At 71.6% G+C, this 25,212-nt stretch carries 27 protein-coding genes; 8 read left to right on the top strand and 19 right to left on the bottom strand.

Annotated elements, in window-relative coordinates; translation table 11 throughout:
- Window positions 1–19 precede the first annotated feature (19 nt).
- Window positions 20–1,279: a hypothetical protein gene (locus ACGF12_RS22830; protein ID WP_393032975.1), complete on the top strand. Its 1,260-nt coding sequence runs from the start codon at window positions 20–22 to the stop codon at window positions 1,277–1,279.
- A 469-nt stretch (window positions 1,280–1,748) separates the two neighbouring features.
- Here the strand turns inward: ACGF12_RS22830 and ACGF12_RS22825 are convergent, their stop codons facing one another.
- Complete coding sequence (locus ACGF12_RS22825) at window positions 1,749–2,786, bottom strand: restriction endonuclease (RefSeq protein ID WP_393032972.1); 1,038 nt, start codon at window positions 2,784–2,786, stop codon at window positions 1,749–1,751.
- Between the two features lie 199 nt (window positions 2,787–2,985).
- Here ACGF12_RS22825 and ACGF12_RS22820 point away from each other — a divergent pair, with 199 nt between their 5' ends.
- Window positions 2,986–3,348, top strand: a complete 363-nt coding sequence (locus ACGF12_RS22820) for a hypothetical protein (protein WP_393032969.1) — start codon at window positions 2,986–2,988, stop codon at window positions 3,346–3,348.
- A 46-nt stretch (window positions 3,349–3,394) separates the two neighbouring features.
- On the top strand, window positions 3,395–4,150 hold the full coding sequence (locus ACGF12_RS22815; protein WP_393032966.1) for a hypothetical protein: 756 nt from the start codon (window positions 3,395–3,397) through the stop codon (window positions 4,148–4,150).
- 237 nt (window positions 4,151–4,387) lie between these two features.
- Here ACGF12_RS22815 and ACGF12_RS22810 read toward each other — a convergent pair whose 3' ends face one another.
- The 4 genes from ACGF12_RS22810 to ACGF12_RS22795 form a co-directional block, all read right to left on the bottom strand.
- Window positions 4,388–5,023, bottom strand: a complete 636-nt coding sequence (locus tag ACGF12_RS22810; protein WP_393032963.1) for a hypothetical protein — start codon at window positions 5,021–5,023, stop codon at window positions 4,388–4,390.
- Window positions 5,024–5,361: 338 nt separating this feature from the next.
- A complete protein-coding gene (locus ACGF12_RS22805; RefSeq protein ID WP_393032960.1) occupies window positions 5,362–6,462 on the bottom strand; it encodes a hypothetical protein in 1,101 nt (366 codons plus the stop codon).
- A gap of 221 nt (window positions 6,463–6,683) precedes the next feature.
- Window positions 6,684–7,349, bottom strand: coding sequence for a plasmid partition protein (locus ACGF12_RS22800; RefSeq protein ID WP_393032957.1), 666 nt, complete (start codon window positions 7,347–7,349; stop codon window positions 6,684–6,686).
- Window positions 7,350–7,408: 59 nt separating this feature from the next.
- Entirely contained in the window at window positions 7,409–7,711 is a 303-nt protein-coding gene (locus ACGF12_RS22795) for a hypothetical protein (protein WP_393032954.1), read from the bottom strand.
- 220 nt (window positions 7,712–7,931) lie between these two features.
- On the opposite strand from ACGF12_RS22795, the gene ACGF12_RS22790 reads away from it, so the two are divergent.
- The 3 genes from ACGF12_RS22790 to ACGF12_RS22780 all read left to right on the top strand — a co-directional run bounded on the left by ACGF12_RS22790 (window position 7,932) and on the right by ACGF12_RS22780 (window position 10,198).
- Window positions 7,932–8,216 carry a hypothetical protein gene (locus tag ACGF12_RS22790; RefSeq protein ID WP_393032951.1) on the top strand — a complete coding sequence of 95 codons (285 nt, stop codon included), beginning with the start codon at window positions 7,932–7,934 and terminating at the stop codon, window positions 8,214–8,216.
- Entirely contained in the window at window positions 8,213–8,569 is a 357-nt protein-coding gene (locus ACGF12_RS22785; RefSeq protein ID WP_393032948.1) for a hypothetical protein, read from the top strand. The genes ACGF12_RS22790 and ACGF12_RS22785 overlap by 4 nt, the downstream gene beginning before the upstream one ends.
- 120 nt (window positions 8,570–8,689) lie before the next feature.
- Window positions 8,690–10,198 (top strand): DUF2637 domain-containing protein, encoded by a 1,509-nt coding sequence (locus ACGF12_RS22780; protein WP_393032945.1) that lies wholly within the window; start codon window positions 8,690–8,692, stop codon window positions 10,196–10,198.
- 94 nt (window positions 10,199–10,292) lie between these two features.
- On the opposite strand, the gene ACGF12_RS22775 is transcribed toward ACGF12_RS22780, so the two are convergent.
- Window positions 10,293–11,012, bottom strand: coding sequence for a hypothetical protein (locus ACGF12_RS22775; protein WP_393032942.1), 720 nt, complete (start codon window positions 11,010–11,012; stop codon window positions 10,293–10,295).
- 105 nt (window positions 11,013–11,117) lie between these two features.
- Here ACGF12_RS22775 and ACGF12_RS22770 point away from each other — a divergent pair, with 105 nt between their 5' ends.
- Together ACGF12_RS22770 and ACGF12_RS22765 are read left to right on the top strand one after the other, a co-directional pair.
- Window positions 11,118–12,188, top strand: coding sequence for a hypothetical protein (locus ACGF12_RS22770; RefSeq protein WP_393032939.1), 1,071 nt, complete (start codon window positions 11,118–11,120; stop codon window positions 12,186–12,188).
- A 151-nt stretch (window positions 12,189–12,339) separates the two neighbouring features.
- Window positions 12,340–12,594: a hypothetical protein gene (locus ACGF12_RS22765; protein ID WP_393032936.1), complete on the top strand. Its 255-nt coding sequence runs from the start codon at window positions 12,340–12,342 to the stop codon at window positions 12,592–12,594.
- Between the two features lie 402 nt (window positions 12,595–12,996).
- On the opposite strand, the gene ACGF12_RS22760 is transcribed toward ACGF12_RS22765, so the two are convergent.
- The 13 genes from ACGF12_RS22760 to ACGF12_RS22700 all read right to left on the bottom strand — a co-directional run bounded on the left by ACGF12_RS22760 (window position 12,997) and on the right by ACGF12_RS22700 (window position 25,201).
- Window positions 12,997–13,311 carry a hypothetical protein gene (locus ACGF12_RS22760; RefSeq protein WP_393032933.1) on the bottom strand — a complete coding sequence of 105 codons (315 nt, stop codon included), beginning with the start codon at window positions 13,309–13,311 and terminating at the stop codon, window positions 12,997–12,999.
- Between the two features lie 219 nt (window positions 13,312–13,530).
- Window positions 13,531–14,307: a prepilin peptidase gene (locus tag ACGF12_RS22755; protein WP_393032930.1), complete on the bottom strand. Its 777-nt coding sequence runs from the start codon at window positions 14,305–14,307 to the stop codon at window positions 13,531–13,533.
- Window positions 14,308–14,394: 87 nt separating this feature from the next.
- Window positions 14,395–17,751 carry a hypothetical protein gene (locus tag ACGF12_RS22750; RefSeq protein WP_393032927.1) on the bottom strand — a complete coding sequence of 1,119 codons (3,357 nt, stop codon included), beginning with the start codon at window positions 17,749–17,751 and terminating at the stop codon, window positions 14,395–14,397.
- 42 nt (window positions 17,752–17,793) lie between these two features.
- Window positions 17,794–18,792 (bottom strand): hypothetical protein, encoded by a 999-nt coding sequence (locus ACGF12_RS22745; RefSeq protein WP_393032924.1) that lies wholly within the window; start codon window positions 18,790–18,792, stop codon window positions 17,794–17,796.
- Window positions 18,780–19,454 (bottom strand): hypothetical protein, encoded by a 675-nt coding sequence (locus ACGF12_RS22740; protein WP_393032921.1) that lies wholly within the window; start codon window positions 19,452–19,454, stop codon window positions 18,780–18,782. The genes ACGF12_RS22745 and ACGF12_RS22740 overlap by 13 nt, the downstream gene beginning before the upstream one ends.
- 37 nt (window positions 19,455–19,491) lie before the next feature.
- On the bottom strand, window positions 19,492–19,944 hold the full coding sequence (locus ACGF12_RS22735; RefSeq protein ID WP_393032918.1) for a TadE/TadG family type IV pilus assembly protein: 453 nt from the start codon (window positions 19,942–19,944) through the stop codon (window positions 19,492–19,494).
- Window positions 19,941–20,375: a TadE/TadG family type IV pilus assembly protein gene (locus ACGF12_RS22730; protein WP_393032915.1), complete on the bottom strand. Its 435-nt coding sequence runs from the start codon at window positions 20,373–20,375 to the stop codon at window positions 19,941–19,943. Before ACGF12_RS22730 ends, ACGF12_RS22735 begins: the two co-directional genes overlap by 4 nt.
- Window positions 20,376–20,459: 84 nt before the next feature.
- On the bottom strand, window positions 20,460–20,843 hold the full coding sequence (locus ACGF12_RS22725) for a TadE family protein (protein WP_393033020.1): 384 nt from the start codon (window positions 20,841–20,843) through the stop codon (window positions 20,460–20,462).
- 110 nt (window positions 20,844–20,953) lie between these two features.
- Complete coding sequence (locus ACGF12_RS22720; protein WP_393032912.1) at window positions 20,954–21,259, bottom strand: hypothetical protein; 306 nt, start codon at window positions 21,257–21,259, stop codon at window positions 20,954–20,956.
- A 51-nt stretch (window positions 21,260–21,310) separates the two neighbouring features.
- A complete protein-coding gene (locus tag ACGF12_RS22715; protein WP_393032909.1) occupies window positions 21,311–22,219 on the bottom strand; it encodes a type II secretion system F family protein in 909 nt (302 codons plus the stop codon).
- The gene (locus ACGF12_RS22710; RefSeq protein WP_393032906.1) at window positions 22,216–23,085 is read right to left on the bottom strand and encodes a type II secretion system F family protein; all 870 of its coding nucleotides are present in this window, start codon (window positions 23,083–23,085) and stop codon (window positions 22,216–22,218) included. Before ACGF12_RS22710 ends, ACGF12_RS22715 begins: the two co-directional genes overlap by 4 nt.
- On the bottom strand, window positions 23,082–24,380 hold the full coding sequence (locus tag ACGF12_RS22705) for a CpaF family protein (RefSeq protein ID WP_393033017.1): 1,299 nt from the start codon (window positions 24,378–24,380) through the stop codon (window positions 23,082–23,084). Before ACGF12_RS22705 ends, ACGF12_RS22710 begins: the two co-directional genes overlap by 4 nt.
- Complete coding sequence (locus tag ACGF12_RS22700; protein ID WP_393032903.1) at window positions 24,377–25,201, bottom strand: hypothetical protein; 825 nt, start codon at window positions 25,199–25,201, stop codon at window positions 24,377–24,379. Before ACGF12_RS22700 ends, ACGF12_RS22705 begins: the two co-directional genes overlap by 4 nt.
- Window positions 25,202–25,212 lie beyond the last annotated feature (11 nt).

Raw genomic sequence — 25,212 nt, 5'->3', positions numbered from 1 at the left:
GCACCGAAGGGAAACACCCGTGGATCCGTTCGAGATGGACGAGCAAACCCTGACCGCGATCGCCCAGGACTTCTTCGACAACACGACTCCCAAGCGTTCTCCCCGGGCGCAGAGCCTCCACCTGGCCGCCGCCCTCCCGGCCCGCGCCTCGGGCCGACCCCAACCGGGACAGGAGTGGACCGTGCGCCTGGACGACGACGGCACCGTCCACGCCACCGCCACCGACGGCACCCTCGCCATGGGCTGGGCGGCCGTCCCCTGCGCCGTCCCCGAAGTGCTCGCCCCCTTCGAGAGCGGCACCCTCCGGCAACCCGCCTTCCCACCGACCGATGACAGCGGCTTGGCGGACGCCCTGGCAACGCCGACCTACCCCTGCCCGGACGACGACCAGCTGGAAGCGGCCTTCGACCACGGCGCGCAGCCCCTCGCCGACCTCGCCGCCGCGATCGCCGATCTACGCCGGCAATGGGACGGCGCAGCCATCCCCGACCACGTCGAACAGGCCGCCGCCCGGCTGCGCGCCACCGAGCCCCAGGTCCCGGTGCTGGAGGACCACCTGAACCTCGGGGAGCAGCCGTGGTGCAACGCCACCAGCTGCGGCTGGGTCCGCACCAACGCGATCGTGGAAGCCGCCGACCCCGTCTGGGGCCGCATCGACCGCTCCGGCTACGGCCGCTCCTCCTCCTGGATCCCGCGCGCCGCAGGCGAACTCCTCGCCGAACCCGACAGCGACCTGCCCGCTTTCCTGAACCACCACCTGCTCGACAACGAGGGCCCCGTCGACCTCGTCACGATCAACGGCCCCGAAGGACCCGTCTACAACCTCAACAGCGGCGGCGCGCACCGCACCCACCTGTTCCGCATCCTCGGCTTGCCCTGGATCTTTGCTACCCAGACCGCCCTGATCACCCCCTGGGAGATGGCCGGATCCATCGCCGACGCCGACCGCTGGCAGGGCCTGATCGCCCACGGCCTGCTTAACGGCCAGGTCCATCGCCGCACCCGTACCGCCAGCCTGCGCATCAGCCACTGCCCGGCCCCGTGGATGCTCGCCGCGCCAGAGACCGCCATGGCGTACAACACCGCCTACGAACGCACCTACCCCGGCGCTCTCGGCCGCCTCGGCGTCCCACCCCACGCCCTGGACAACGCCGAGTCCTGGGAGAACTGGCTGCTCACTTCCCGCACACGGCCCACCGCCCCGGGCCGCGGCCTTGCACGGCTCCTCGGCCTGCGGCCGGGCCAACCGGGGTCCCGGCGCAACGTGGACCACCCCTGAGCGACTTGAGATGCCAGCGCCCGGCAGTCGGCCCCCGACTGTCAGGCGACGGTCATCCGGCAGGGCCCCCTGGTAGGGGTGGCGACTCGGGCGCAGGCGGGCGGGTTTGCGCAGCCGGGACGCTGGGCCGCAGCGAGAGCGCCATCCGTGCGCATCGCGCATAGACCGCCCTGGCCCGTGCGCGATGCTCTGCGCAGTGGCTCTGACCAGCGGAAATGCCTGTTCAGATTGCGCAGAAGGATCATGCGCAATGGCCAGGAAGACCGTTGCGCAGCCGGTCATTGCGCATGATCGTCGCGCATGCGCTTCTCCGCGCAACGGCATTGCGCTGCGCAATGCCCGCACCTGAGGCAAAGGCGCACTGAACCTCCGGTGTCTGCGATCCGGTCGTCGGGCAGGACGTGGATGGTGTCGGGGTGGCGCCCCAGCCGTGGGGCCTCAACCGGTAGGTGACTCGTCGCCGGGCTGCTCAGGAGGCGTCGGTACCAGCCAGATCGGGAAGGCTCGGAGAGACGGTGTGCCCGATGAGGTCGTACAGGCTCTCGCCCCAGGTGGCCCAGAGATCGAGGCGGTGCCCGTCGACAAGGTGGACACCGAGAGTGCGGGCGTCCTGAATCGCTTGGTCCGAGAACTGCTGATTGGTCACGACCACGGCGATCCTGGCGTCGTGGAGGTCCCGGGCGGTGCCGTTCAGGACATAGACGACTTCGGGGCCGATGGGACGGCGTTGGCGGAACTTGCACTGGACGGCGATTCGGACGTCGCCGGGTGTCAGCGCGATGAGGTCGACGCCTTGGTCGCCGGGGCCGCCGCCGGCCCTGACCAGAACCAGCCCATCGCGCTGGAGGAGCCTGGCAGTCAGCCGCTCCAGAGCGTCGCCGTCGAGGCTCTCCAGTTCGGCTTGCGAGATGCTGCAGTCAGTGGCGGCGAAGGCCTCTCTCCGTGCCGCGGCGGACATCAGCCGGCGGTACTCCGCGTTGAGAGCGTTGTACTGCTCGACTGCGCTGTCGATGGCCTGGTCTGCCACCAACCACTGGTCAAACACCTCCTCGGCGGGGGAATTGGGACGGTCTTGAGTGAAGAGGTCCGTGACGTCGCTTCCGAAGCGATCCCGCAGACGTTCGAAGGCCCCCTCGGCGGCAACGCGGGCGGCTGAGATGATGGCGAGCTCGCGCCGGTAGACGGCGAGGGCGGCGGTGGCCGCCTGTGTGGCCTCGTGCTTGATGGAGGCGCGGGTAATGCCCTTCAGGTCCCGTTCCAGGATGCTGATCTGGTTGCTCAGGTTCGATTCCCAGTCCACGATCTCATCGGTGACCGAGCGGGCGGCCTGTCCTTCGGCCAGCCACAGTGCCCCGGCCAAGAGGTCGTCGTGTCCTGTGCGCCCGATGAGATCACCCACCGACCGGCGCAGTTCGCGGCTTCGATACCGGACAGGACGCACCTGGCGGGCAACTACCGTCAAGCGGTCGTTGGCCGGCCGGTCGGGGTCGGCGAACTCTATGATCACGGCCAGAATGTACACAGAGTCACGCAATCGAGGGAATTTCGATACTTTCAGTGATTGACCAGTCATCAAGTGACACTCCGCCACGGCCGGTCGCACTGCCGGAACCGTGCCCCTGCCGCCCGGGGACCGAGCACGACACCTTCGGGAGGCGCACTCCGAGCCCGAACATCGTCGTGGCTCGTAGCTACCCTCCTCCCCCGTGACTATCGACAGGACCGCCAAGGTCATCCCGACCCGCTACAACGGCCGCGCGCTGCGCAAGCAGATGGGTTCCCTCATTGCCTCAGCAAGCCAAGGCGACCTGCTTGCTGTCTGGCTATGGACAACAGAGGGATGGATCCTGCGCGCCGCCGTCGAAGAGGCCGTCCGCCAGGCCCTGCCCGTCGCCCTCGGCGCCTGCGGCCTCGACGTGTGGTGGCGCCGCCCGGACGGCCTTCCCCCCGCAGCTGCGCGCCTACGGGCCCAGCGACAACCCGCCGATCCGCCGCTGAACCCAGCCGGTGCGGCCGGGCCAGCAGGTTCCCGAACCGGCCCCGCCGGTGGACCCGCGATGGAAGACTGAGCGTGACCGTACAGGCACGTTGAGAAGCCGCAGAGGTGGGGAAACCATGACCGGGACCCAGCAGGACCTGAAGCTCACGTACGACCCGACCAAGCCCTTCGGGCACTTCGTCCTGTACACCGAGCCGGACCTCGGCGTCGTGACGGCCCACGTGCAGGGCACAGTCGTCATCGAGCACCGCAGCGCCTACGTCCAGGAGTGGCTCGACCGGCTGCAGCGCTGCGAGCCCAACCCCCTGCACACCACGCTGGTCGCCAACCAGGAGATCCCCAAGCTCTTCCACGCCTGCGTGGACGAGGACGCCGACAGCCCCTCCGCCATCGCGGGCACCGGCTGCGTCTGCCGACGCACCTTCACCGACCCCGCCTTCGGACTGCCCGTCATCGGCGAGCACTTCCGCACGTGCACCGACGACGGGCGCTCGCGCGCGCTGCCCTGGAAGACCCAGGACATCGACCAGTGGACCTACCGCACCTACACCCCCGTCGGCCTGCGCGACGGCGAATCCCTCGCTTCGCTGATCATCGACCGCGACACGTTCTGGATGCGCACAGACCGAGGCACCCTGGCCCTGCTCCCCCAACGGCGGGCCCACGGCTTCGGCCTCGCTGGCACCGGCGGCCGGGGCGCACTGGCCGAGTTCATCCAGCAACTGGCCGACTCCAACGGCCGCGACACCTTCATCGGCCGCCCCCGCAGCACCACCCGCCCCGCCCCGAGGATCGAGGACTACCTCCAGCAGCTCGACGGACGGCACCCCCACACCCTCACCCTCGCCGACCTGAAGAACCTGGCGGCCTAAACCAGCCGGCCGGTCCAGGCCAGCGACCCAGACCGCTGCACCAGCCTCCACCACCGGCAGGCAGCGCCGGTCCGGTGCCCCTTCCGCTGGAAACGGCACCGGACCAGCGCGCCCTGTGACACGAGTCCACCGGTCACGGCTCGCGCGGCTCGGCCCGGCGTCCGTGGCACCGGGCGCACCGTTTTCGGCGGCCACGGCACCCGCGGATTCACAGCACCGCCGCACCGGGCCGGGCGCTCAGGCGGCCGACTCCAGGTGCTCGAACGCCGCGCGCTGCGCCGTGTCCAGCTGGACCAGCTCCCTCTGCTGGAGCGTGGCGGGGCCGAAGAAGGCAACAGCAGGGTGCGGAATGGTCTGCCAGTGTGTGCGGCTCCGCACCACCAGGTGCATCGACCGCAGCTCGGTGAGGCTGCGGCTGATCGTCGAAGCGGACACGTCGAGCCGTTCGGGCATCCGGTCCTTGCGCAGGTTGCGCAGCCACGGCTTCTCGATGAGGAGCTCCCAGAAGCGCCGGGCCCGGGGCGACAGCGAGTCGAGGGCCTGGGAGGCCCTCGGGTGGACCTGGCCCAAGGCTGGGTGGGCGCCGCAGCGCCGGCCTACCTGCACTGGCCGCATGCAGGGACTCATGCCGCCGAAGTCGAGGTCGGCCGCGCACACGGGCGCGCGGTACTGCCGGAGGTAGTCGAGCGCCGACTCCGGCACCGGAAGGTGGCGCTTGCGCCTCTCGAAGAGCTCCAGGAATGCGTCGAATGCCTCGGGGTCCATGACCACCCGCATCCGGCCGTCCTCGTGGACGGAGTTGTATCCCACGCCGTCGATCAGCGCTGAGGTCAGCGGGTCGTGGACGGCGTCCGGCTCGGCGGTGGTGCACATAGGCGTCTTCCCTTCGGTGGTGCTGCTGTCGGAAGACTGTCGTAGGCGCGGCCGCGTCCTGCCGAGGACGCGCGGGGTACTCGCCTGTTCGGGCCGACGAGCACACCACCGCGGTCGAACAGGAATCGAACGGTCTGTCCCGCACGCGGGACAAGACGACGCGCGGGCCGCGACCGCCGCCCGGCCGGGCGAGTCTGGGCGGGTCGGCCGAGCCGGCGCTGAGCCCGCGATGCCGGGCCCGCGACGGGCGAAGGCGGCGCCCGCACCCCGCAGGGTGTGAACACCGCCTTCGGTGATCGAGAAGCGATCGAGTCCCGGGCCGGCTTCCCGGGGGGCAACTAGCCGACGGGGAGGCCGTCGGCGGCCTCGGACAGGTGTGTCCGCAGCTGGGACATCAGCTGTTCGGCGGCTTCGGGGTCGTGTTTCGCCGCCTTGCGGTGAGCTTCGGCGAGCCCTTCCATTTGGCGGCTGAACTTGGAGGCCGCGGCAACGTACTGCGCGAGGTCCTGGAGCGGGTTGTCCTTGGCCGCCTTCTGCTTGGCGACCACCGACTTGATGCGCTCGTGCAGCTGCTCTGGAGTGAGGGCCTCGGCCTTCTTGCGGGGCAGCTCGCGCATCACGCCGCTGATGGCCTTGCCGGTGAGGACCTGCGTCCCGGTGGCCTTGCTGATCGTGCGGTAGGCCTCCGCCGCGACGGCGGCGCCGTAGTCCTCCCGGATCGGGTTCAGCGCCTCCGCCGCACGCTGGCTGATGATCGTGGGTTCCGCCTGCGCGGCAGGCTCTTGCCGCCCCGTCGGCTTGGCGCCCGGATTCCCGTTGTCCCGCGTGCGGGACAGATCGTTCGATTCTTGTTCGATAGCGGGCTCTTCGGCCGGCGCCGCCGAGGTCGGTGCCTGCGAGGCGTCCGCCGATGCCGGTTCGGCGCCAAGCGCTGGGTGCGCGGTCCCGTTGGCCCGCGTGCGGGACAGATCGTTCGATTCCTGTTCGACTCCAGGCGTCCCGCCGGTGCCGTAGTGCTGCGGCTCGGTGTCCAGGGTCGGCGAACCGTCCGCCGTCGCCGCGGTGGGGGAGGCCTGGTGCGCGGTCCCGTTGTCCCGCGTGCGGGACAGATCGTTCGATTCCTGTTCGATAGAGGCGTCCGCGGTCGAAAGGCCGGCCTCCAGCTCAAGCCGCGGAGGAGAGGCCAGGATGGCGGCGACCTCGGACCCTCCCATCTGCCGGTACGCGTTCGAGGTGGACATCCCCATCTCGCCCTCGATGCACAACGCCGCCGTCGCGTAGTCCGCGCGCCACAGCCGTCCACGCAGAGCGATGTCCATCGCCCGGCCCGCCACGAACCAGGCATCCTTGGCCTGCCGGAAGCTCTGCCGGCACAGATCCCAGCGCTCCTCCTCGTCCGCACTCAGCGGCCCGTCGGCATCCGGGGCGTCGATCGCCACCGGGAGGTCTTCCAACCGGATCATCGGCTGCGGGCGGCCCTGAGCGAACACTGGCTCAGCCGGAGCACCGACGGGCACCAGCTCCTGCCCCCGACCGTCTCCGGTTCCCGCCGTCTCACCAGCGGCAGCGGCCGCTGCCGCCGCCTCGGCAGCTGCATCGGCCAGGCGACGGGCCTCACGCTGAGCCCGGAGTACCGCCGGGTCGACCCTCTTCGGCTTACTCACTTGCTGATCAGCCCCCTGGTCTCCATCTCCGTCACCAGCTCGTCGAACGCCGACCCGGGGGCATGGATGGGGACGCCCTCCGCCGTCCCCGCGTACTGCTGAGTCGCAGGGATCATGGTCGTGAAGACGTTGAACCCGAGGGCCTTGAGGTCGTCCCGGACCCCGGTCGGGGCGACGGTGGTCCCCGGCTGGACGCGCACGATCAGCGCCCACGTGTTCGGCCGCTTCTTGTCCGCCCTCTTCGGGATCACCTGGTCGATGAAGTGACCCATCGGGAGTTCCTCGATGCGCTCAACATCCCCAGGAGTCGACGCGCAGACCACGATGACCAGATCGGCCACGCGCAGGACGCTCCACCCGATGCCAGCGTGGTTCTCCAGGTGACCGCAGTCCACCGCGCCGATGCTCCCCTCGGGAAGCTTCCCCGGTGCCTCCTCGTGGAAGCGCTTGGACGCCAGCTTCTCGACCTCGAAGCTGAGCCCGTCGAGCGGGTTGCCGTCCTCGTCCTCGGGGCGAGCCTTCCACCAGCGGTACAGCTGCTCGGACTCGTCGGCGTCGAACCCCTTCGCTGGGTAACCGCGTGCCGCGAGGGCGTGCAGCAACCACCAGATGGCGGTGGTCTTCCCCGTGGACCGGGGAGAGATGGCGGCGAGGATGGTCATCGGATACCTAACTCGATCTGCTGGACGGGGACGCGCCGGAGCCTGGCCCGGCGGCATGGCTACGACGGCGAGGAGCCGTGCTCGATCTCGGGCTCGGACTGGCGGCCGGTCGCGGCCTCGGAGCCGCCGGGGGCGTCGGGCTCCGGGTCGAGCCGGAAAGCCTGCGCCCTGACCCACTCCTCGACGGCCTCACGGGCCCCCTCGCGAATCTCGATACCCCTGAGCGAGCAGGCGGACCTGAACCTCCGGGCCAGCGACTCGGGCAGGTAGGTCCCGAACGACTCCCAGTCGGACGGCGGTGCCTTGGGCCGGCCGCGGCCGCGCTTGGAAGATGTCGGAGCCTCGGGTGAAGGGGCGGTCATGGCCGCATTCTGGCCCATCAGGTATCCAGCAAGCTAATAAGCCGAAATTCGGACGGCGTGTCGCACTGGTCGCTACGCCACCCGCGGACGTGCGCCAGACCCCCGACCGACGCCACCGCCGACCGGCCCCGGCCTGACCGACCGTCCGCCTCGGGGGATTCCTTCCGCTGACTCGCCAAGAAGCAGTAGCGTCATCGGACGAGACGAAGGAGAGCGCCCAGTGAGCACCGCAGCCCAGTACGCCGAACCGACCCCGCCCCCCATGGACACCCTGCCCCAGCTGAAGGCAGCACTGGCCGGCCTGGCCCAGCTCGGCATCGACACCCGGCTGGACCGCCTGGAGGCGGACCTCGCCAATACCCGGCTCGACCAGTTCCCCGCACTCGCCGAGCGCTACCGGGCCTACGTGCGCCGTAGCACCACCCCCCAGGCCGTCGCCGCACTGCGGCTGCCCGTCTCCGCCTCGACCGCCGAACTGCGCGAGAAGATGGCGGCCGCCCGGTGAGCACCTTCGTCGCCTTCTCCGACAGCGTGGAGAAGGAGGGCCTCGTGGAGCTCACCGCCACGGAGGCCCGTGCCGTCCACTCCGTCCGTGCCCAGCTGGAGGTCGACCCGCGGACGGGGGAGAGGCGGCCCTCTTACGACCCCCAGGCGGAGGACTACGTCGTGCACCTCGACGAGGGCGCCACCGGCGGCCGACCGATCAGCATCCTCCACCGGTACCACCGCGCCCTCGACTTCCCTCATCTACTGGCTCGTCATCGGCCCCTGACCGACACCCCGTCAACCGCCCTCCCGCGCACCAGCTCCCGAGGCCGATCCGCTCGAACGCGGAACGCCACCGCTCCGTGGCGTTGAGTATCCGAATGCTCCACGCGGTGGGCCCAGAAGCCGTCCCGGCCCTTATGTCTTGTGACTACGACAGACCCACGTGACACAGTGACCCCCTGAACATGAGTACGTTGCAAGGGGGAGCAAGTGACCCGGCCGGTCCTGAAGACGATCCACTGGTGGATGATCGGCGCCGTCGCCTTGGGCGCGTTGTTCATCGCGACGGTCGGCCTCGGCGGGTCCTACCTCGCCGTCCGCGATGTCGCCTTCCGCAAGGGCATGGGCTTCTTCGCGAACGTCTTCCCGATCGGCGTCGATGCGGGGATCCTCGTGCTCCTGACGCTCGACCTCGTCCTCACCTGGCTGCGCATCCCGTTCCCCCTGGTGCGGCCGACCGCGTGGCTGCTCACGGTCGCCACCATTGCATTCAACGCATCCGCCTCGTGGCCGGACCCCCTCGGCGTGGGCATGCACGCGGTGATCCCGATCCTCTTCATCATCATCTCCGAGGCCGGCCGCCATGCCATCGCCCGGCTGGCCCGGCTCACCTCCGACCGGGCGATCGACAAGATCCGCCTGATTCGGTGGCTCCTGGCACCCGGTCAGACCTGGCGGCTGTGGCGCCGCATGCAGCTGTGGGAGATCCGCAGCCTCGACGACGCGATCCGCGGCGAGCAGGCCTTGCAGACCTACAACACCCTCGTGGCGACGAAGAAGCGCTCCTGGTGGCGCCGTTTCCGGGACCGGGGCCTGTCGCCCGCAGCCGCCCTGCCGAAGAAGCTCGCCGGGCTCGGCGTGCCGCTGGAGGTCACCTACGAGGCGGGCCTGGCCGCCGCCGGCGTCGACGCCGAACCGCTCGCCCGCCTCCTCGCCCACCACGCGCAGACCGTCCGCGCGGGTGCCCCCGTACTCGACCAGGCCGACCGCGCCGTTGCGCATGCGCAGGTCCAGCCCGGCGAGATCGAGCTGCGCAAGGCCCTTGCGCAGCAGCACGCCGGGACGATTGCGCAAGATCATCTTGCGCAGGAATTCCCTGCGCACGCGGTGGAGCCGGAGATTGCGCAGCCGTTCGCTGCGCAATCAGAACAGGCGTTTATGCAGGTCAGCACCTATGAGGCGGTGATTGCGCACGTGGAACCGGAGTCGGCGGAAGCACCGGCCGGCGTTGCGCAGGTTGCCGGGGCGGCCGTCGGGGGCGCCGCGGAAGCCGATCTTCTGCGCATGAGCGATGCGCACGACGGGCCCGCTGCCGCCGCCGCGCAGAGCGGCATTGCGCAGCCGGCTGAGGAAGCCGTCCACCAGCAGTGGCAGCCCGCGAGCGGGCAGCCCGTCCCCGCCGCGCGGGTCTCCGCTCTCGGTTCCGTGACCGGCCCCGTGGTCACCCAGCAGACCGACGACTTCCAGAAGATCCCCTCCGGCTGGGCCGAGGGGTTCCAGGCATTCGTCGCTGAGTTCGGGCGACACCCGAAGTTCGGTCCGAAAGAGACGGAGCTCGCCGACTACCTGCACGCGCGCGCGTACAGGAGCAACAAGTCCGGCGACGGTCCGGTGAGCCAGGACAGCGTCCGCCGGTACTACAACCAGCTGTGCGAGCGATTCCCGGCCCCGGCGGACGCTGCCCAGCAGAGCCTCGACCTCCACGGCTCGCTGGTGTGAGACGGCCAGGCCGTCGGGCCGCCGCCTGACCGGCCATCGGACCTCTGGAACGCGGGGCCCGGGGTGCGGAACGGTCGGCCGGCAGGCCCACTGATCACGGAGCGGCCCGGTGGCGCCAGGTCGGGGCGTTGCTCCCACGGCCGGTGAGCCGCGGCACCCCCGTGCCGGGGGCGACCATCACGAGCCCGGCCAGCGGGCGGAACCCGGCACGGCGCAGCGCGCCGAGCACCCGCGGCTCTTCACCGGGGGCGGTGCGCAGGAAGGACGGGGCCGTGGCCACGAAGCAGGGCCCGGCGGCAGAGGCGCGGGCGAGCGCCTCGCCGAGCAGCAGCAGGTCGAGGTCCTGGACCGCCCAGTCGGCGGTGATCGAGTAGGCCTCCAGCACCAGCAGGTCGCCGACGTCGGCCCGCGGGCCCTTGCCCAGGCAGTCCCGGACCGCGGGCGCGAGGCGGTGCCGGCCGTCCCTGCGGGTGAACACCTGCTCGGCGACGGCGTCGAGCAGCTCCTGGTCGAGCGCCGGTTCGCGGGCGCGCCCGGTCAGTTCGTCGTAGGCGGCAGGGTCGACCAGCCCCCGGGCGAGCGGGATCCGCCTCAGGCTGATCACGCCGACGTGGGCCAGGTCGACGCCGAAGACGGTCCGGCTCGGCAGCTGCCCCGGCGCCAGGCGCTCGTGACGGGCCAGCAGCGACCAGTGCTCGACGCCCCGTCCGCCGGGCCCCGCCGGCCAGGACTCGACGCTGAGGGACAGCCGCAGACCGGCCGGGTCCGCCGGAAGGAGTCCGGTGTCGTCGTGCTGCTCCACGGTTTCGGCCATGGAGCGATCCTCCCGCCGCCCGGCACCGTGCGGAGGGTCTTCGCTGAGATTGGCCGGTTCGCGGATCTCGGGCTGGTGTCGGCGGCCGTCGGTAGAGTCCGGGCCATGACCACCGCAGGGGGAGTCCGGGTCGACCACGCGTCGATCGAGCGGGACTTGGAAGAGCGCGGCCACGACGGCTGCCAGATCGAGTACGTGCCGGAGCAGCAGCACCCCGGGGGAGGGGCGGAGCTGCTTGACGCCGTCCAGGCGGCGGTGGCCGCGGCCAACGGCGACGGGGCCGAGGGAGCGATGTGGGGTCAGGCCCCCGCGCTCACTCTGGCAGGCGCCGGTGTTTCGCTGAAAGACTACTGGGGGCCAGACTCCCTGACCTCCTGGCTCGACGCCTTCGCCCGCGCACTTGCAGTGCACGGGCTCACCGGCCGGGTCGCCGCCACCCCCGCAGTGATGCCCCCGCGCTGGTTCCGCTTCGGCGCGGAGCCCAGGGCGGGCGCCTTCCTCGCCCTGGAGCGGCCCCTCACCGAGCGGACCTTCGCCGAGCCCTGGTGCCAGAGCGCGTACGCCTGGGCCGGCCGGAGCGGCGGAGAGGCGCACCTCGCCGCCGGAGCCGTTCTCCAGCGCGTCCCCTCCACCGACGTTGCCCGGTACCTGGCGCGGTCGCTGGCCAACACCCGCACCACCCTCGCCTACCTCGACCCGGACCGGCCTCGGGCCTCCCGGGTGTGGGCGCAGGACGACGGCCTGGCCGTCCTCCAGGTCTACGACCCGGCCGCCGGGTGGGAGGCCCTGGTGAAGCGGGCCCGGGACGCCGTCCTGGCCAACGCCGCGCGGGCCCGCCTGGCCTTCATCGACATGACCCCGAAGTGGTCCTATGGCTGGGAGGACCGCGGCCGTGAGCTGCCCGCCGTCCCCGTCCACGCCGTGTACAACAACGACCCGCTGTGGGCCCGGCGCCTGCCTGACGTGCACGCCATCCAGCTACTCAACAGCACACACCTCAACCAGGCCGTGGATCTGTCCGGCTGGACCATTACCGAGGTCAACCCCGGCCGTTACCTCGTCGAGGCCCGCGACCTTGCCGCATGGTGCGCGCAAGGCGCGCCCTCCGAAGCCGTCCTTGCCCAAGCCCGCGCCGACTTCGGCCCCGCCCTCGCAACGCCAGAAGACCTGAGCTGACGCTCTGCCGAACCAAGGCTGCCTCAGGCGGCCTGGGAGAACTACGCCAGGCGATGACCTGCCGAGCCGGTGGTGCCACTGGGAAGCCACGGGCGAGGGGAGCGTCATCCGGTGGAACGGGGGGCCGCAGTTCTACGAGCCCGAGAAGTGGATGGCGTATCTGATCAGCCACTTCCTCCTGCCCGGCCACGTGGTGAACGGCGCCGTCGACGCCCAGGGCGACGAGACCGACGACGTCTGGCAGCTCGTCGTCACCGACAATGTGGTGACCGTGCGCGCCGACGGATGGGAATACGGCCCGATCACCGAAGCCACCCCTGACCGCAAGCCTGGCATCTACCAGAACCCGGACTGCTGGCCGGACGACCAGGTCTCACCCCTCGATGAGAACCGGTCCGCTGGCTAGTGCCGCGGCTGGCAACGTTCGCTCTCAGTGTCCCGCGACGGCACCAGCCGGGGTGGAACCCGTCCGGCGCGCCGCGAACCGGGCAAACGTTGCCAGCCGCGGCACTAGTCCGGTGAGGCTGCCTGGTACCTGCCTCCCCCCGGGCCGCCGGATCAGACGTGCGCCCGCACGCCCTGTCCGACTGGAAGGTCACCGAGGTCCACCCCGGCCGCTTCCTCGTCGGGACCCGCGACCGCCTGGTGCGCACCCGGCGCACCCTCGAAGAGCGTGCTCGGGCAGGCGCGTGCGGACTTCGGCGCCGTGATCGTCACGCAGAGGGACCTGCCGTGAACCGCAACCCGGGAGGGGTCAGCTACCACCTGCCTCCCTCCCGGTGCTCCCCAGCACGGTGCCGAGCTGCCGTCACGGCCTCCACTGCGGCTGCCAGGCCGGGTGGCTCCAGAACGCGGCGAACGCCACCGCCCGCAGGGTCCACCCCAGGGCTTCGCTCCGTCCGGCTGCCCGGTCATCGCGGCCTGCTGAAGACACCGCCTCGAAGTCGGCGTCGAACACCTTCAGGACGCGCAGGACCGCACTCAGCAGATGCCGCTCTTCATCCGTCGCCTGACCGTCCCGCTCGGCGATCCGCTCGCGAAGGAAGGCCACCAACGCCCTGTCGCTGTCCAGCTGCGCCTCCCCCTGCACGATCGAGAAGAACGCCAAGTCGTCAGAAGCCACGTCCACCACCTTGTTCGGAGCCGAGTGCGGTCACCACTGTAGGGTGCGGCTGGCCGACCGGGGCTGGCCGACCGGGGCTGGCCGACCGGGGCTGGCCGACCGGGGCTGGCCAGAGCCGGGGACGCCCGCGTCGCTGTGGGGGTCCCGGCCGCGCCTGGTCCGGGGCGACCGGGTCCCGGCCGCCTTGTGTCCTCCCTGGCGAGCACTGCGGCCTGGCGCTCACCCCAGGCAGGCCGAAACGGTCAGGAATCCCGTGATCAGCGCCGGACCGAGCATTAGCTCCGTCTTCCGCGTCGTCGCCGGGAATGCCACCTTCATAACGATCCACTGCACGATCCCCAGCACACAGGCCAGGAAGACGGCGTAGAACGAGCCGAACCAGTACTGCCAGGTCACCAGCGCGGCCAGGCCCGGGACCAGCTTCGCGTCACCGAGCCCCTGGCCGAACAGCGCCAGCACGAAGTACATGAAGCCCAGCCCGAAGGCGGCCACCGCGGCCAGCAGCAGCGGGCCCCAGCGCCCGGAGGCGAATGCCGACGCCGTGAGCAGGAAGCCCACGCCGATCCCGGCAGCAGCCGTCAGGTGATCAGGCATCCGGTGAACCGCGAAGTCGGTGAGCACCAGCACGGCCCCGACCGCGACCAGCCACAACTGGGCCGCCAGCACCACACCGTTGGCACCGGCTGCCAGCATCGCGGCGGTGCCGACGACGGCGAGGCCCTCGGGCGCCAGCAGCGGCGGACCGGGCCGTTGCGCGGTGCCGTCAGGCCCGACGGACCCGCACGCGGCGCAGCGCCGGCGCAGCACTAGGGCCATGTAGGCCCCCGGGGTTGCTCCCTTCCCGAGCACCGCGGCGCTGCAGTGGGGGCAGGTGGCGTCGGGGACCGGGTCGTCCTCTGGGCGGGTGTAGGCGAAGGCGACCGGGCGGATCACGAGCAGGCCGACGGCCAGGGCCAGGGCAAGGGCGAGGGCGACGACGGCAGGGGAGTGGGACATCGGCTGTTCCTCGGGGCAGGGGAGCGGCAATGGGAAAGGGCCCGGCCGATGAGTCCGGCCGGGCCCTGAAGTGGGGGCGGGGCGGTGCTACACGCCGCTGGCGGTCTCCCGGACGGCTGTCAGGCGCCGGATCGTCTCAAGGGTCTGCGGCTGCAAGCCGCTGAGCTGCCAGTCCATCTGCATCTTGCGGACCCTGGCGATCACGTCCCGAACCGCGGACGGGTGCCCGGCACGGTGCTCGATCCGCATCCACGCCCGGTACAGCCGCTCGGCGGTCGGCTCGACGTTGAGGCCGGTGTCGATCGCGGCGCGGGCGGCGTCGATGTCCAGGACGTCGTCACCGGTGCGCAGCTCGGCGATCCGCTCGGCCGTGTCGATGATCCGGCAGGTCATCGTGTGGGCCAGGGGTGCGGCCCAGGAGTGGTCGGCGGTCCCGCCGAACGGTTTGCCTCGGACGAGCCCCATCGCGGCTTCCAGGTCGAGGATGCCGGCGGGGCCCCTCGGGATGCCGCGCTCGGCGAGGTGGACGAAGTTCGCCCAGTCCGAGGTGATCTCGTCGCTGAGCGAGTACATCTGCACGCCGCGTGGCTTGGGTCGCACGTGCGCCACGCCGTTGGCGTCCAGCCCGAGCCGGGAGCGAAGGCGCGACATCTCTTCGGCCACCATCTTCGGGCCCCATGGGGTGGCGGCGTTCATGGCGTCGCCGATGCTGCTCGGGTTCCGCTCGTTGCGGAACATCAGGTAGCAGGCCAGCAGGACCAGCTTCGGCGAGACGGTGGCGTTCCCGATGCCGACGATCTGGAGCGGCCCGAGGATCTGGATCTCGGGCGTGGTGGTCGCCTCGCCGTCGGGCAGGGCCTCGCGGACGACGTCGATACGGGCTGCGGCGGGAGCCGACGCCTGCCCGGGCACGGGCACCCGCTTGCCGTCCGCCGAGTCGGCGGCAGCGGCTTCGGGGCTGTCTGCGTCCGCGGGCACCGCCTCGGTCTCGGCGCCTTGGTCGTCGTCCTGCTCCGCCGCGTCGGTGACCGCTTCCTCGTCCGGCTCGTCCTGCTCGTCCGCCTGGCGCTGGTCCTTGACCAGGGACAGGTGGCTGGGCGCCGGAACTGGTGCGGTGACCACGCTCACCCGGTCCGGGTCCGTCAGCTGCGCCCACGCGCCTTCGGCCGGGCGGGCCGGCTCGGTGGTGAGGGCGATGGCGGAGGTCAGCTGCCGGTAGGCCTCGTCGGTGACGCGTTGCAGGATGACTGCGACGCCCAGCGGCTCGACCGGCTGCGGGTCGGCGAGCGAGGCGTCCAGCACCTGGGCGTCGGGGAAGAATTCCACCGCGCCGGCGGCCGGGAGCACTGCGGCGATCCGCTGGCCGCGCGCCTTGCCGACCAGGTCGGCGAAGGCGTACAGCTCCTCGTGGCTGGCGCGGGCGGAGGAGATCACCATCCACGGCAGGGGTTCCTCGCCTCCCTCGTGTTCGGCCTGGTGAGCTTCGATCAGGACCCGGGCCAGGTCGGCGGTCGCCGACTCCAGGCTCGGGGTGTACATCACCCGGCAGGCCGGGAGGAGCTGCTGGAGCTCCAGCCCGAAGCCGCAGGTGCGGACCTCGACGTGGCCTCCCCACGCCGAGGTGCCCGCCTCCATCGCGATCCCGCGGGCGACCTCGCGGACCTGCTGGTCGGTGCCTTCCAGCAGCAGCACCCCGGCCTGCGGGAGGTTCGCCAGGATGTGGGTGCCGTCGGGGCCGGCCCCGATCGTGGACAGGCCCGGGTAGGGCGCCGGGACGTCCTGCGCCTGCTCCGGGGTGAGCAGATCGGCCCGGTCCGCGCGTACGCCCCACCAGCCGTCGGGACGGTCGGTGAACGGCGACAGCGCCTCCTCGTCGGGGTCGTCGACCAGGATCTCGACGCGGTCGGCGGTCACCTTCGCGCCGTGGACGGTGGGCAGGGCGCCGGGGTTGCGGGCGGCCAGGGTGCGCAGCGCGAGGTCCAGGAGCTCGACGCTGGCGGGGGAGGACGTACGGTCGAGGACCTGCTCGGCGGTGCTGGTGGTCTCCGGCAGCGCGATCGTCTCGCCGGGGCGGCGGGCGTTGTGCTGCTCGCGGCGGCGCCAGGCGAGGACCCCGAGCAGGCCGGCGCCCAGGAGCGCACCGATCCCGGCGACGTCCTGGATCGAGACCGGCGACTGGGACTCGGCCGCCGGCGCGGGGGCCTCGGGGGCGGCCGGTGCCGGGGCGTGGCTCTGCTGCGCCAGGGCTGGGCTGGCCGGGGAGGTGGGAGCGGGCGTGGTGGCCGGGGCGGGGCTGGCGGGGGAGGCCTGCTGCGGGGTCGCGGCCGGTGCCGGGGTGACGGGCGCGGCCGGGGCCGCAGTCTCGGGGGCCTTCGGCGTCGACGTCTCCGGCGTCTGCGGGGCGGGGGTCTTGGCGGGCGGGGCCGGCTGGTTGGGGACGGCAGCCGGCGGAGCGGGGGTGGGCTGCGCGGGGGCGAGCGCGCTGGCGGGGATCACGATCGTGTCGCCGGGGAACAACTTGTCCGGGTCGGTGACGTGGCGGCCGCCGGGCTGCTCGACGTTCTTGGTGGCCTCCAGCAGCTTCGGGTAGGCGTCGGCGCTGCCGAGCTCGTGCTCCGCGATCGCCGAGAGGGTGTCGCCGTCCCGGACGGTGACGGTGCGCTCCTGGGCCTGGCCGACGGCGGGGGCCTCGGCGGCGGCACCGGGGACGTCCTTGGCGTCGGCGGGAAGCACCAGCTGCCACCCGGCGCGCACCAGGCCGGGCTCGGTCATCGTGGAGCCGTCCGGCTGGACGCGGCCCTTGTTCAGGTCGAAGATCTCACCGAACCGGCGCCCGTCGCCCAGGTGCCGCTGCGCGATGTCCCACAGCGTCTCGTGGTGGCCGTTGGCGTCGGCCTGCACGGTGTAGACCGGGCCCGCCGCGGGTGCGGCGTCGGTGTGCGCGGAGGCCTGCACGACGGCGCCGGGGGTGGCCTGCGCGGTGGCGGCGACCGGCTGGGGAAGGGCCAGGTGCTGGGGGAGTGTTGCCGCCGACGCGGCCTGTGTGGCCGTCAGCGTTCCGGCCCCGACCAGCAGCAGCATGGTGACCAGCTTCCGCGCGAGCGCCTGGGAGGCCCCCGCGGCCGGCAGGTGGATCTCCACCCCCGAGACGACCGCGCGGACCTCCACCGCCACGGACAGCAGGAACTGGAACCACAGCAGCCAGACCAGAACGGCCAGGATGTCCATGAAGACGCTGACGGAGACGCTGTTCTGGAGCATCTCGCCCAGCGCGTCCATGGACGGCACTTCGGTCGGCAGCGGCCAGCCGATGAACCGGACCAGACCGTAGGGGATACCGGCCAGCAGCGCGGCGAGCAGCAGGCCTGCCACCAGTGCCCCGAGCACGTCACCAGCCGTGCGGGAGCGGGCGCCGCCGGGCGCCTTGATCCGTGTTCTCGCCATCCTCGGTCTTCCTGTTCTCGGGCCGGGCCGCTGCCTGGCCGGCTACTGGGTGACGATCGTCTGGATCTCCCGGACGATCACGTCCTGCGGAGCACCGCCGGTCACGCCGTCCGGCAGCGGGTTCGCGGGCTGGGCGTTCGGGTCCGCAGACGGCGTCCACGTCACCTTCCACGTCACCTGCGCGGTGAGCGGGTAGGACCCGCCCCGGCTGGAGCGCTGGTAGGTGATGTTGCAGGCCGCGCCGGAGGAGTCCACCTGATAGCCGTTGCCGGACTTGGTGAACGGGTAGGTGCACATGGCGGGGGAGGCGTCGCTGGTGCCCGCGTCGATCCGCAGCGACACCGGCACCGCGAGCGTGGACGCCGCGACGCTGACACCGGCGTAGTTGAGGGACGCTGTCACGGACACCGGCTGGATCGGCTGCGCGAACGACACGAACGTCGGAAGGTTCACTGTCTGCTTGTCCGGGGCTGGGGAGAGCTTCACGCTCGGCGGCGGCAGCTTCGTCGCGCCATACGCCAACTTGCTCAGCATCTCCGGTGTCACCGCGAGCACCCCCGCCAGCCGGGTCCCGGTCGGCACCCACACGACGCCGGGGGGCTGCTCGCAGCTGGACCTGTTGGGGATGCCCCAGGCCTTCTTGGACTTCACCATCGACCACCACATGCCGTCCTGGCCGCGGTGGAAGTCGCCGTCCGCCTTCAGCTTCTGGTACTCCGCCAGCGCATCGTAGGAGCCGGCACCGGACAAGCCGGCCATTGTCTGCTGGTAGGCGCTGTCGAACTGGTCGGGAGTGTAGGCCGGCTCGTACCAGCACGCCGGGGGATCCCACGCCACGCCTGCGGAGACCAGGTGCTGCGCTCCCTCGACCGCTGCGCCGGCGCTGTCGGTGATCACGACGTGGGACTCGATGGAGCCGGGTGTGGATGAGCCGTTGCCGTTGCCCTGCCCGGCGTAGGCCGGCCAGGACAGGCCCGCGACGACGGCGGCGGCCACGACGCTGGCGGTGAAGGCGGCGCGGCCGCGGGTCACGGCTTGCACGAGACCACCCCGTGCGTCCACTCCACGGCGTTGACCTGCCAGTCCCCCGCGGCGCCGTGCTGCAAGGTCAGGTTCCAGCTCACGTAGTCGTCGTCGCTCGGGGTCCCGGTGTTCACTGCGCCGCTGGCCAGGTCCTTGGGGAAGGACTTGCTCTGGTCCTCGCATAGCGTCGCCGTGGCCGAGGACGCGTCCTTCAGCGTGAGGTTCGGGCGCAGGAAGTGGCTGACGCCGGTGATGCGGTGCCCGCCGGCCTTGTAGTCGTTGATGCTCTTGGCGACGGCCCCGTTGGCCAGGCCGGCCCAGTAGCGGGACAGGGCCGGGCGGTCGGTGGCACTGGTGGCCAGGCCCTCCTCGTAGGCGCTCATGGCGTACCCGAGGTCGCGCAGCGCGGTGCTCTTCGCCGGGTCGGCGGCGGTGAAGCCGTCCAGCTGCATGGTGACGTCGCTGGGGAACGCGAAGACGGGAGCGGTCCACCCCGGCGCGGCGGAGACCGTGGCCGTGGGGGAGGGGCTGGACGTTGTGCCCGGGGAGGCGGTCTGGGCGCCGGTGATATCCCCGCTTGTCTTCTTGCCGTCGGAGCCGCAGGCGGTGGCGCCCGCGAGTACGGCAGCGGCCGCCACTGCGGCGGCGAGGAGCTTGGTGGTCTTCTTGGTGCTGGACATGCGGTGTTCTCCCGTCCCCTGATTGGCCATCAAGTGGTCATTGTTCCTGTACGGCCTGGGCGGTTGCGTGCCCCCACACCGTCAGCCCGTCCTTGAAGGTGGGCAGCAGCAGGGGGGTGTAGGTGAGGCGGACCTCGACGGTGACCTGGTTGCCGGCCGCAGCGGTGCAACGGGTGGCTCCGACGTCGCCTCCGGAGAACCCGTTGGCGCGCACGAAATCCTGGACGTGGCCGGTGCAGCCGGCCGTGTCGATGACCACCCGGCCGTTGCGCAGGTCGGCGGCGCTTATCTGGTTGGCGGCGTACCGGGCCGCCTGCTCGGCGACGTCGGAGGCCTTCTCGCGCTGGTGGATGGCCCGGCCGGTGTCGATGACGAACCCGGCGATGACCATGAACAGCATCGCGGCGAGGATCAGCGCCAGGGCGCCGGAGCCGCGGTCTCGGCCGCCCCGGTGCGTCCGGCGGTGCAGTCGGTGGACGAGCGAGGTCACTGGACCACCCTCCGGTAGACGTCCAACGGCGAGGTCGAGGTGGCCCGGATGTCGCCGACCACCGGGAGCTTCGAGACGGCCACGCCCTTGGCCCGGCAGGACAGGGTGATGGTGAACATCCCGCCCGGCTCGAAGTTCCCGCTCGCCGACACCTGGACCTGGCCGCCCGCACACACCCGGGCCGCGTCCTGGTTCGCCGTGCTGGTGGCCGCGGCCAGCGCCGACCGGTAGTCGCGCTGCAGGGACCCGGCCCGGGCGGCGTCCCGAGCGGTCCCCTCCAGCGAGCCACGGGCGTTGACGATCTGCCCCAGCCCCACCAGCAGCAGGACCAGGAGCATCAGCACAGGCGCGATCAGCACCAGTTCGACGGTGGAGATCCCCGCGTCCCCGCGGCGCGCGCGCCGCTGGCGGGGCTCGGTGTCAGCCGGCATCGGGCACGAACCTCTCGATCGGGCCGACGGACTTCGCCGTGACCGTCAGGTCCAGGAACGGCACCACCTTGACGACCCGTGCCCTCACGGTGACGCCGACCTGCTCACCGTTCTGGAACGTCGTGATGGAGGGGTCGCCGACCAGCGACGGCCCGAGCGTGCTGATCCGGTTCTGCGTCGTGGTGGGGGGGGGGGGGGGCCCCCCCCCCCCCCGCGGGGGGGCGGGCGGGCCGGCGCCGCGCGCGCCCCCCCCGCGGCCCCGGGGGTTCTGATGTCTTTGTGTGGGCGGGGGCGCCCCCCCCCCCCCCCCCCCGCCGGGGGGGGGGGGGGGGGGGGGGGGGCGGGGCCCCCCCCCCCACCCGCCTGGGCGGCCGCCTCACTGACCGTCGAAGCGAAGTAGTACAGGCCGAACTGGACGACGGCCAGGAGCAGCAGGAACAGGATCGGAGTGATGAACAAGAACTCCACCGTGCTGGCACCCCGGTCGCCGCGCAGCCGCGCGGCGACCCGGGCCCTGAGACGTTCCACCGCTCGATTCCCCCTTCTCCGTCGTCCAGTCAGCCCCGGTCAGCGGCAGGTCAGTTGCAGCCGCCGTTGTTGGTGGTGTCGGCGCCGGTGATGCAGTTGCTCACCGACTTCGACTTCGTGGTCACCGCGGCCTTGATGGCCACGACCGCGATGCCGACGACGACGATTACCGCGGCGGTGATCAGAATCAGCTCGACGGCGGTGTAGCCGCCTTCCTTGCGCTGACGGGCCCGCTCGATCCGCGTGACGGCCGCGTCGCGCACACCGGCGACGACGGACATCGCGGTGACGGCGAACATCAGCGCACGGTCGCCGATGCTGAGGCCGCCCGCCGGGTTGATGACGTTGCTGGACATGTGCAGTTCCCCTCGTGTTCGGAAATCCAGTGGGACAGCGGTTCGGAAAGATCAGAGGTTGATGAGGGTGAGCGCCGGATAGATCAGGAAGATCAGGAAGCCGAAGCACAGCAGCAACTGGGCGACGAGCATCGACTGTGACTTCGCCGCGGCCGCGCCCTCCAGCTCGGCAAGCTCCCGCTTGCGCAGGGTCTCTGCGCGGGTCCGCAGCGACATGCGGACCTTCGCTCCGTCCTCGGCGACCAGCGCCACCGTGGACGTCAGGTCGACCAGCTCCGGAACACCGATCTCCTCACCGAGCCGGCCTGGCGCCGACCAGTACGGCTGACCCTTCACCCGGGCCTCCTGCAGCGCCCACCGGATGCGCCGCATCGGCCAGGCGTCGGACGCCTCCGCCGTCGACTTCAGCGCCTCCGGAAGACCGGAGCCGCCCGACAGGCTCAGGTGGACCAGCGTCAGGTACACCGACACCACCCGCGTGAACTCGCGCCGTTTCTCCTTCGCCTCGCTGCGCACCTCCAGGTCCGGGGCGAAGAAGCACCCGGCGACGAGCAGCAGGGTCAGCCACATCGGGGCGAGCACGCTGCTCGTCACGCCGGCCATCCACAGCACGACCGCGAGCAGCGGGCCGAGCAGCAGGCCGGCCGCGGAGTACAGGACCTTTTGGGCCAGGAAGGTGTCCAGCGGCTTCTCCACCAGCGCCAGGTCCGGGCGCAGGCGGGCGAGCCGCCAGCCCTGCTTGGCGTAGAACGCCGCCACCCCCGGGCCGATCCTGGCCAGCGCCCGGTCCTGGGTGCCTCCCAGGACGGTCGGCGCCGCAGCCGGCTGGGTGGACGTGCTGCGCAGCGCGTCGATGCGTGCGACGGTGGCCACCGCACCGGGACGGCTCGGCAGCAGTGCGCGGATCAGCAGGTACAGGCCCAGGCCGCACACGGCACCGGCCAGCAGAGGCCAGATCACCGGGCACCTCCGGTGGGAATCAGCAGCCGGGCGGGTGCCGGGACGCTGGACAGGTTCCGCAGCCAGGCCAGGCCCGCGGCGAAGAACGCCAGGACCACCGTCAGCACGCCCTGGCCCTGCACCGTGCGGTACGCCTCGACGTAGGACGGGTTGAACAGCGCCATGCCGAGAGGGAACACCACGCACACCGTGACGACGATCTTGACGCTGCGTCGGGTACCGGAACGCTGCGCCATGATGCGCCGGCGCATGTCGGCTTCGTCGCGGGCGGTGGTGGCGAGCTCGGACAGCACGTCGCGCAGACCAGGCCCGCGCTGACGGGCGTTGTCCTTGAGCGCGATGATCACGAGGTCCGCCGAGCCGTCGTTCAGGTCCTCGGCGAACAGGTCGAGCGCGATCGGAAGGGCGGTCTTGGCCCGCAGCCGGTCGATCAGCTTCAGCAGGTGGGGGCGCAGGGCGGGCGAGGCAGACCGGGCGGAGGCCTGGATGGCCTGCTCCAGGCCGACGGCGCCGGACATGGTGTCGCGCAGGCTCTCCGTCCAGGCGGCGAGGCCCTCCACGCGCTCCATCGCGGCCTTCTCCTCCTTCGCGCCGCCGAACAGCTTGTTCCAGAACAGGGCCAGGGCCGCGGCGGCGATGGCGGCCACCGGCCAGCGGGTGATCGCGAGGATGACCAGGGCGGCTATGGCCGCCGCTGCGCCGCGCTGGCGGGCGAAGGCGATCAGCCGGGTGGCGCCGGAGGGGCCGGTGCGCTCCTTGCGGGGCCAGCCGACCAGGGATGCCACGAACAGGGCGATGCCGCCTCCGGCGCCGATGCCGGCCAGGATCGCGAGGAGCGTGGTGGGGTTGAGGATGTCGGTGCTCACTCGTAGTCCCCGCTCGGGTAGTAGCCGTGCTCGGCCAGCTCGTCGAGACAGGTGACCACTGCGGACGGCTTCAGCTCGCCGTAGGCGTTGAGTTTGAAGACCTCGCTGGACAGGACCTGACCGTCGACGCCGTTGATCTCGCGGATGCTCACCAGCCGGCGCTCCTTGAGCCCGGTGGCGGGGTTCTTCACCTTGGTCAGGTAGATGACGAAGTCGAGGGCGCCGCCGATGAGCATGTTCGTTGTCTCGCGGTCGAGCTTCTCTTGCGCCTGGCGGGCGTAGGTGGCGATGCGGTTGAAGACCTCGCCGCTGGTGCGGGCGTGAAGGGTGGACAGGGAGCCGTCGTTGCCCTGGCTCATGGCGTTGAGCATGGTGATGATCTCGTCGCCGAGGACCTCGCCGACGATGACCCGGTCGGGGTTCTGCCGCAGGGACCGCTTGACGAGGTCGGCCATCGTCACGGCGCCCAGGCCCTCGCTGTTGGGCAGGCGCTCCTCCATGACCATGATGTTCGGGTGGAGCTCTTCGAACTCGTCCAGCCCGAGCTCCAGGGCCCGCTCGACGGTGATGATGCGTTCATCGGGCGGGATCGTGTTGGCCAGGGCCCGCAGCATGGTGGTCTTCCCGGCGTCGGTTGCTCCGGCGATCACGATGTTCTTGCGGGCCAGGACAGCGGCCCGCAGGAAAGACCCGGCTTCCTCGGTGAGCGTCCCGCCTTTGACCAGGTCCTCCAGGAAGACCTTGCCGAGACGGGCCAGACGGATGCTGATGGACGGAACCTTGCTGACCCCCAGGACCGCGGACACGCGGACGCCGTCCCACGTCAGGTCCAGCTGAGGGTTTGCCAGGTCCCAGGACCTGGAGGTGAGACCGGCGGTGGCAGCCAGGCCCTGCACAAGGGCGATCAGGTCGTCGTCGCTCGCGGCCACGGCCGGGAGCCGCTCACGCACGCCGCCGGCGTAGGTCACGAAGGTGCGGTCGCCCTGGATGTCGATGTTCTCGATGCGCGGGTCTTCGAGAAGCGGCTGTAGTGCCCCGGCGCCGTAGATCCGCGCGTGCACGGCGTCGGCGAGTTCGCGCTCCTCGTCCGGCAACATGGCGGGGATGCCGATGGCGGCCTGCTCCGCGTTGTACGCCTGCAGGGTGTTGTTGATCAGCGAGCGGGCGAACTCGCGCTCCACCTCGCGCGCCATCGGCGCTCGGCCCTGCCGGGCGTCCTCCCGCTGGGCCTGCGTCAGCTGCTCGCCGACGCGCCCGTGCAGCAGGGCGACGAGTTCGTGCTGGACAGCCATCAGCGGACCCCCAGGGCGGTGGTGCGGGCCGGCTCGGCGGCCGGGACGACGGTCTGCTCGACGCCCAGGCCGTAGCGGCCTCGCAGGTTGGCGACGATGTGCTTGGCGGAGCGGACCAGTTCGGACTTCTCGACCTTGCCGGTCTTGCGGCCGGCCAGCTGGGCGGCGCCGGACGCATCGAGGGGCAGGCAGCCGAGGATCTGCACGGGCAGGCCCTGCTGCAAGAACAGCTGGGCGAGTTCCCCGTTGACCTTGGCGTGGTTGCGCTTGTGGTCGATGAGTAGGACGCCGATCGGTGGCCCGCCGCCGGTGCGCCCCAGACGCTGGGCGAGGGCCGCGGCGCGGTCGCGGGTCGCGGCGATCTCCTCGGGGGAGGTGCGGGTCACCAGGACGACCAGGGACGCCATCGGCAGCAGGTCCAAGCTCGGGGAGGAGGGGCTGATCCGGCCGAGGTCGGCGATCACGTCGGCGTCGCGGATGGCTACGAGCCCGCGGCCGAGGATCGGCCACAGGCCCTGCCACGCCCCGGCCTGCTCGGGGGAGGCGAGGCCGAGCAGCGCCTCCTGCCCGCCGTTGACCTGCTGGGTGTGCTCCCAGACGGTCTGCGGGCCGATGCCGTTACGGCCGGCCACGGCGAGGGAGAGCATGCCCATGCGCGGGTCGAGGTCCCTGCCGTCGGCGGCCTTGTGCCGGTAGACCAGGTCGCCTCCCTGCGCGTCGCACTCGGCGAACAGGGAACGGCGCGGCCACACCCCGGCGATGGCGAGAGCGGCGGTGCTGACGCCCGGTGCGCCCTTGGCGGACGCGACGGCGACGAGTGCCATGGAGCCGTCCC

It is taken from the genome of Kitasatospora sp. NPDC048296 (genome assembly GCF_043201815.1).
In the GTDB taxonomy this organism is placed as follows: Bacteria; Actinomycetota; Actinomycetes; order Streptomycetales; family Streptomycetaceae; genus Kitasatospora.
Note: the sequence above shows the minus strand (reverse complement) of the source record. Positions and strands in the feature narration are given on the sequence as shown.

Coding starts and splice junctions, on each gene's coding strand:
- ACGF12_RS22815 (WP_393032966.1), top strand. CDS start 3,395: ATGACCGGGACCCAGCAGGACCTGAAGCTCACGTACGACCCGACCAAG.
- ACGF12_RS22810 (WP_393032963.1), bottom strand. CDS start 5,023: ATGTGCACCACCGCCGAGCCGGACGCCGTCCACGACCCGCTGACCTCA.
- ACGF12_RS22800 (WP_393032957.1), bottom strand. CDS start 7,349: ATGACCATCCTCGCCGCCATCTCTCCCCGGTCCACGGGGAAGACCACC.
- ACGF12_RS22795 (WP_393032954.1), bottom strand. CDS start 7,711: ATGACCGCCCCTTCACCCGAGGCTCCGACATCTTCCAAGCGCGGCCGC.
- ACGF12_RS22775 (WP_393032942.1), bottom strand. CDS start 11,012: ATGGCCGAAACCGTGGAGCAGCACGACGACACCGGACTCCTTCCGGCG.
- ACGF12_RS22770 (WP_393032939.1), top strand. CDS start 11,118: ATGACCACCGCAGGGGGAGTCCGGGTCGACCACGCGTCGATCGAGCGG.
- ACGF12_RS22765 (WP_393032936.1), top strand. CDS start 12,340: ATGGCGTATCTGATCAGCCACTTCCTCCTGCCCGGCCACGTGGTGAAC.
- ACGF12_RS22755 (WP_393032930.1), bottom strand. CDS start 14,307: ATGTCCCACTCCCCTGCCGTCGTCGCCCTCGCCCTTGCCCTGGCCCTG.
- ACGF12_RS22750 (WP_393032927.1), bottom strand. CDS start 17,751: ATGGCGAGAACACGGATCAAGGCGCCCGGCGGCGCCCGCTCCCGCACG.
- ACGF12_RS22740 (WP_393032921.1), bottom strand. CDS start 19,454: ATGTCCAGCACCAAGAAGACCACCAAGCTCCTCGCCGCCGCAGTGGCG.
- ACGF12_RS22730 (WP_393032915.1), bottom strand. CDS start 20,375: ATGCCGGCTGACACCGAGCCCCGCCAGCGGCGCGCGCGCCGCGGGGAC.
- ACGF12_RS22720 (WP_393032912.1), bottom strand. CDS start 21,259: ATGTCCAGCAACGTCATCAACCCGGCGGGCGGCCTCAGCATCGGCGAC.
- ACGF12_RS22700 (WP_393032903.1), bottom strand. CDS start 25,201: ATGGCACTCGTCGCCGTCGCGTCCGCCAAGGGCGCACCGGGCGTCAGC.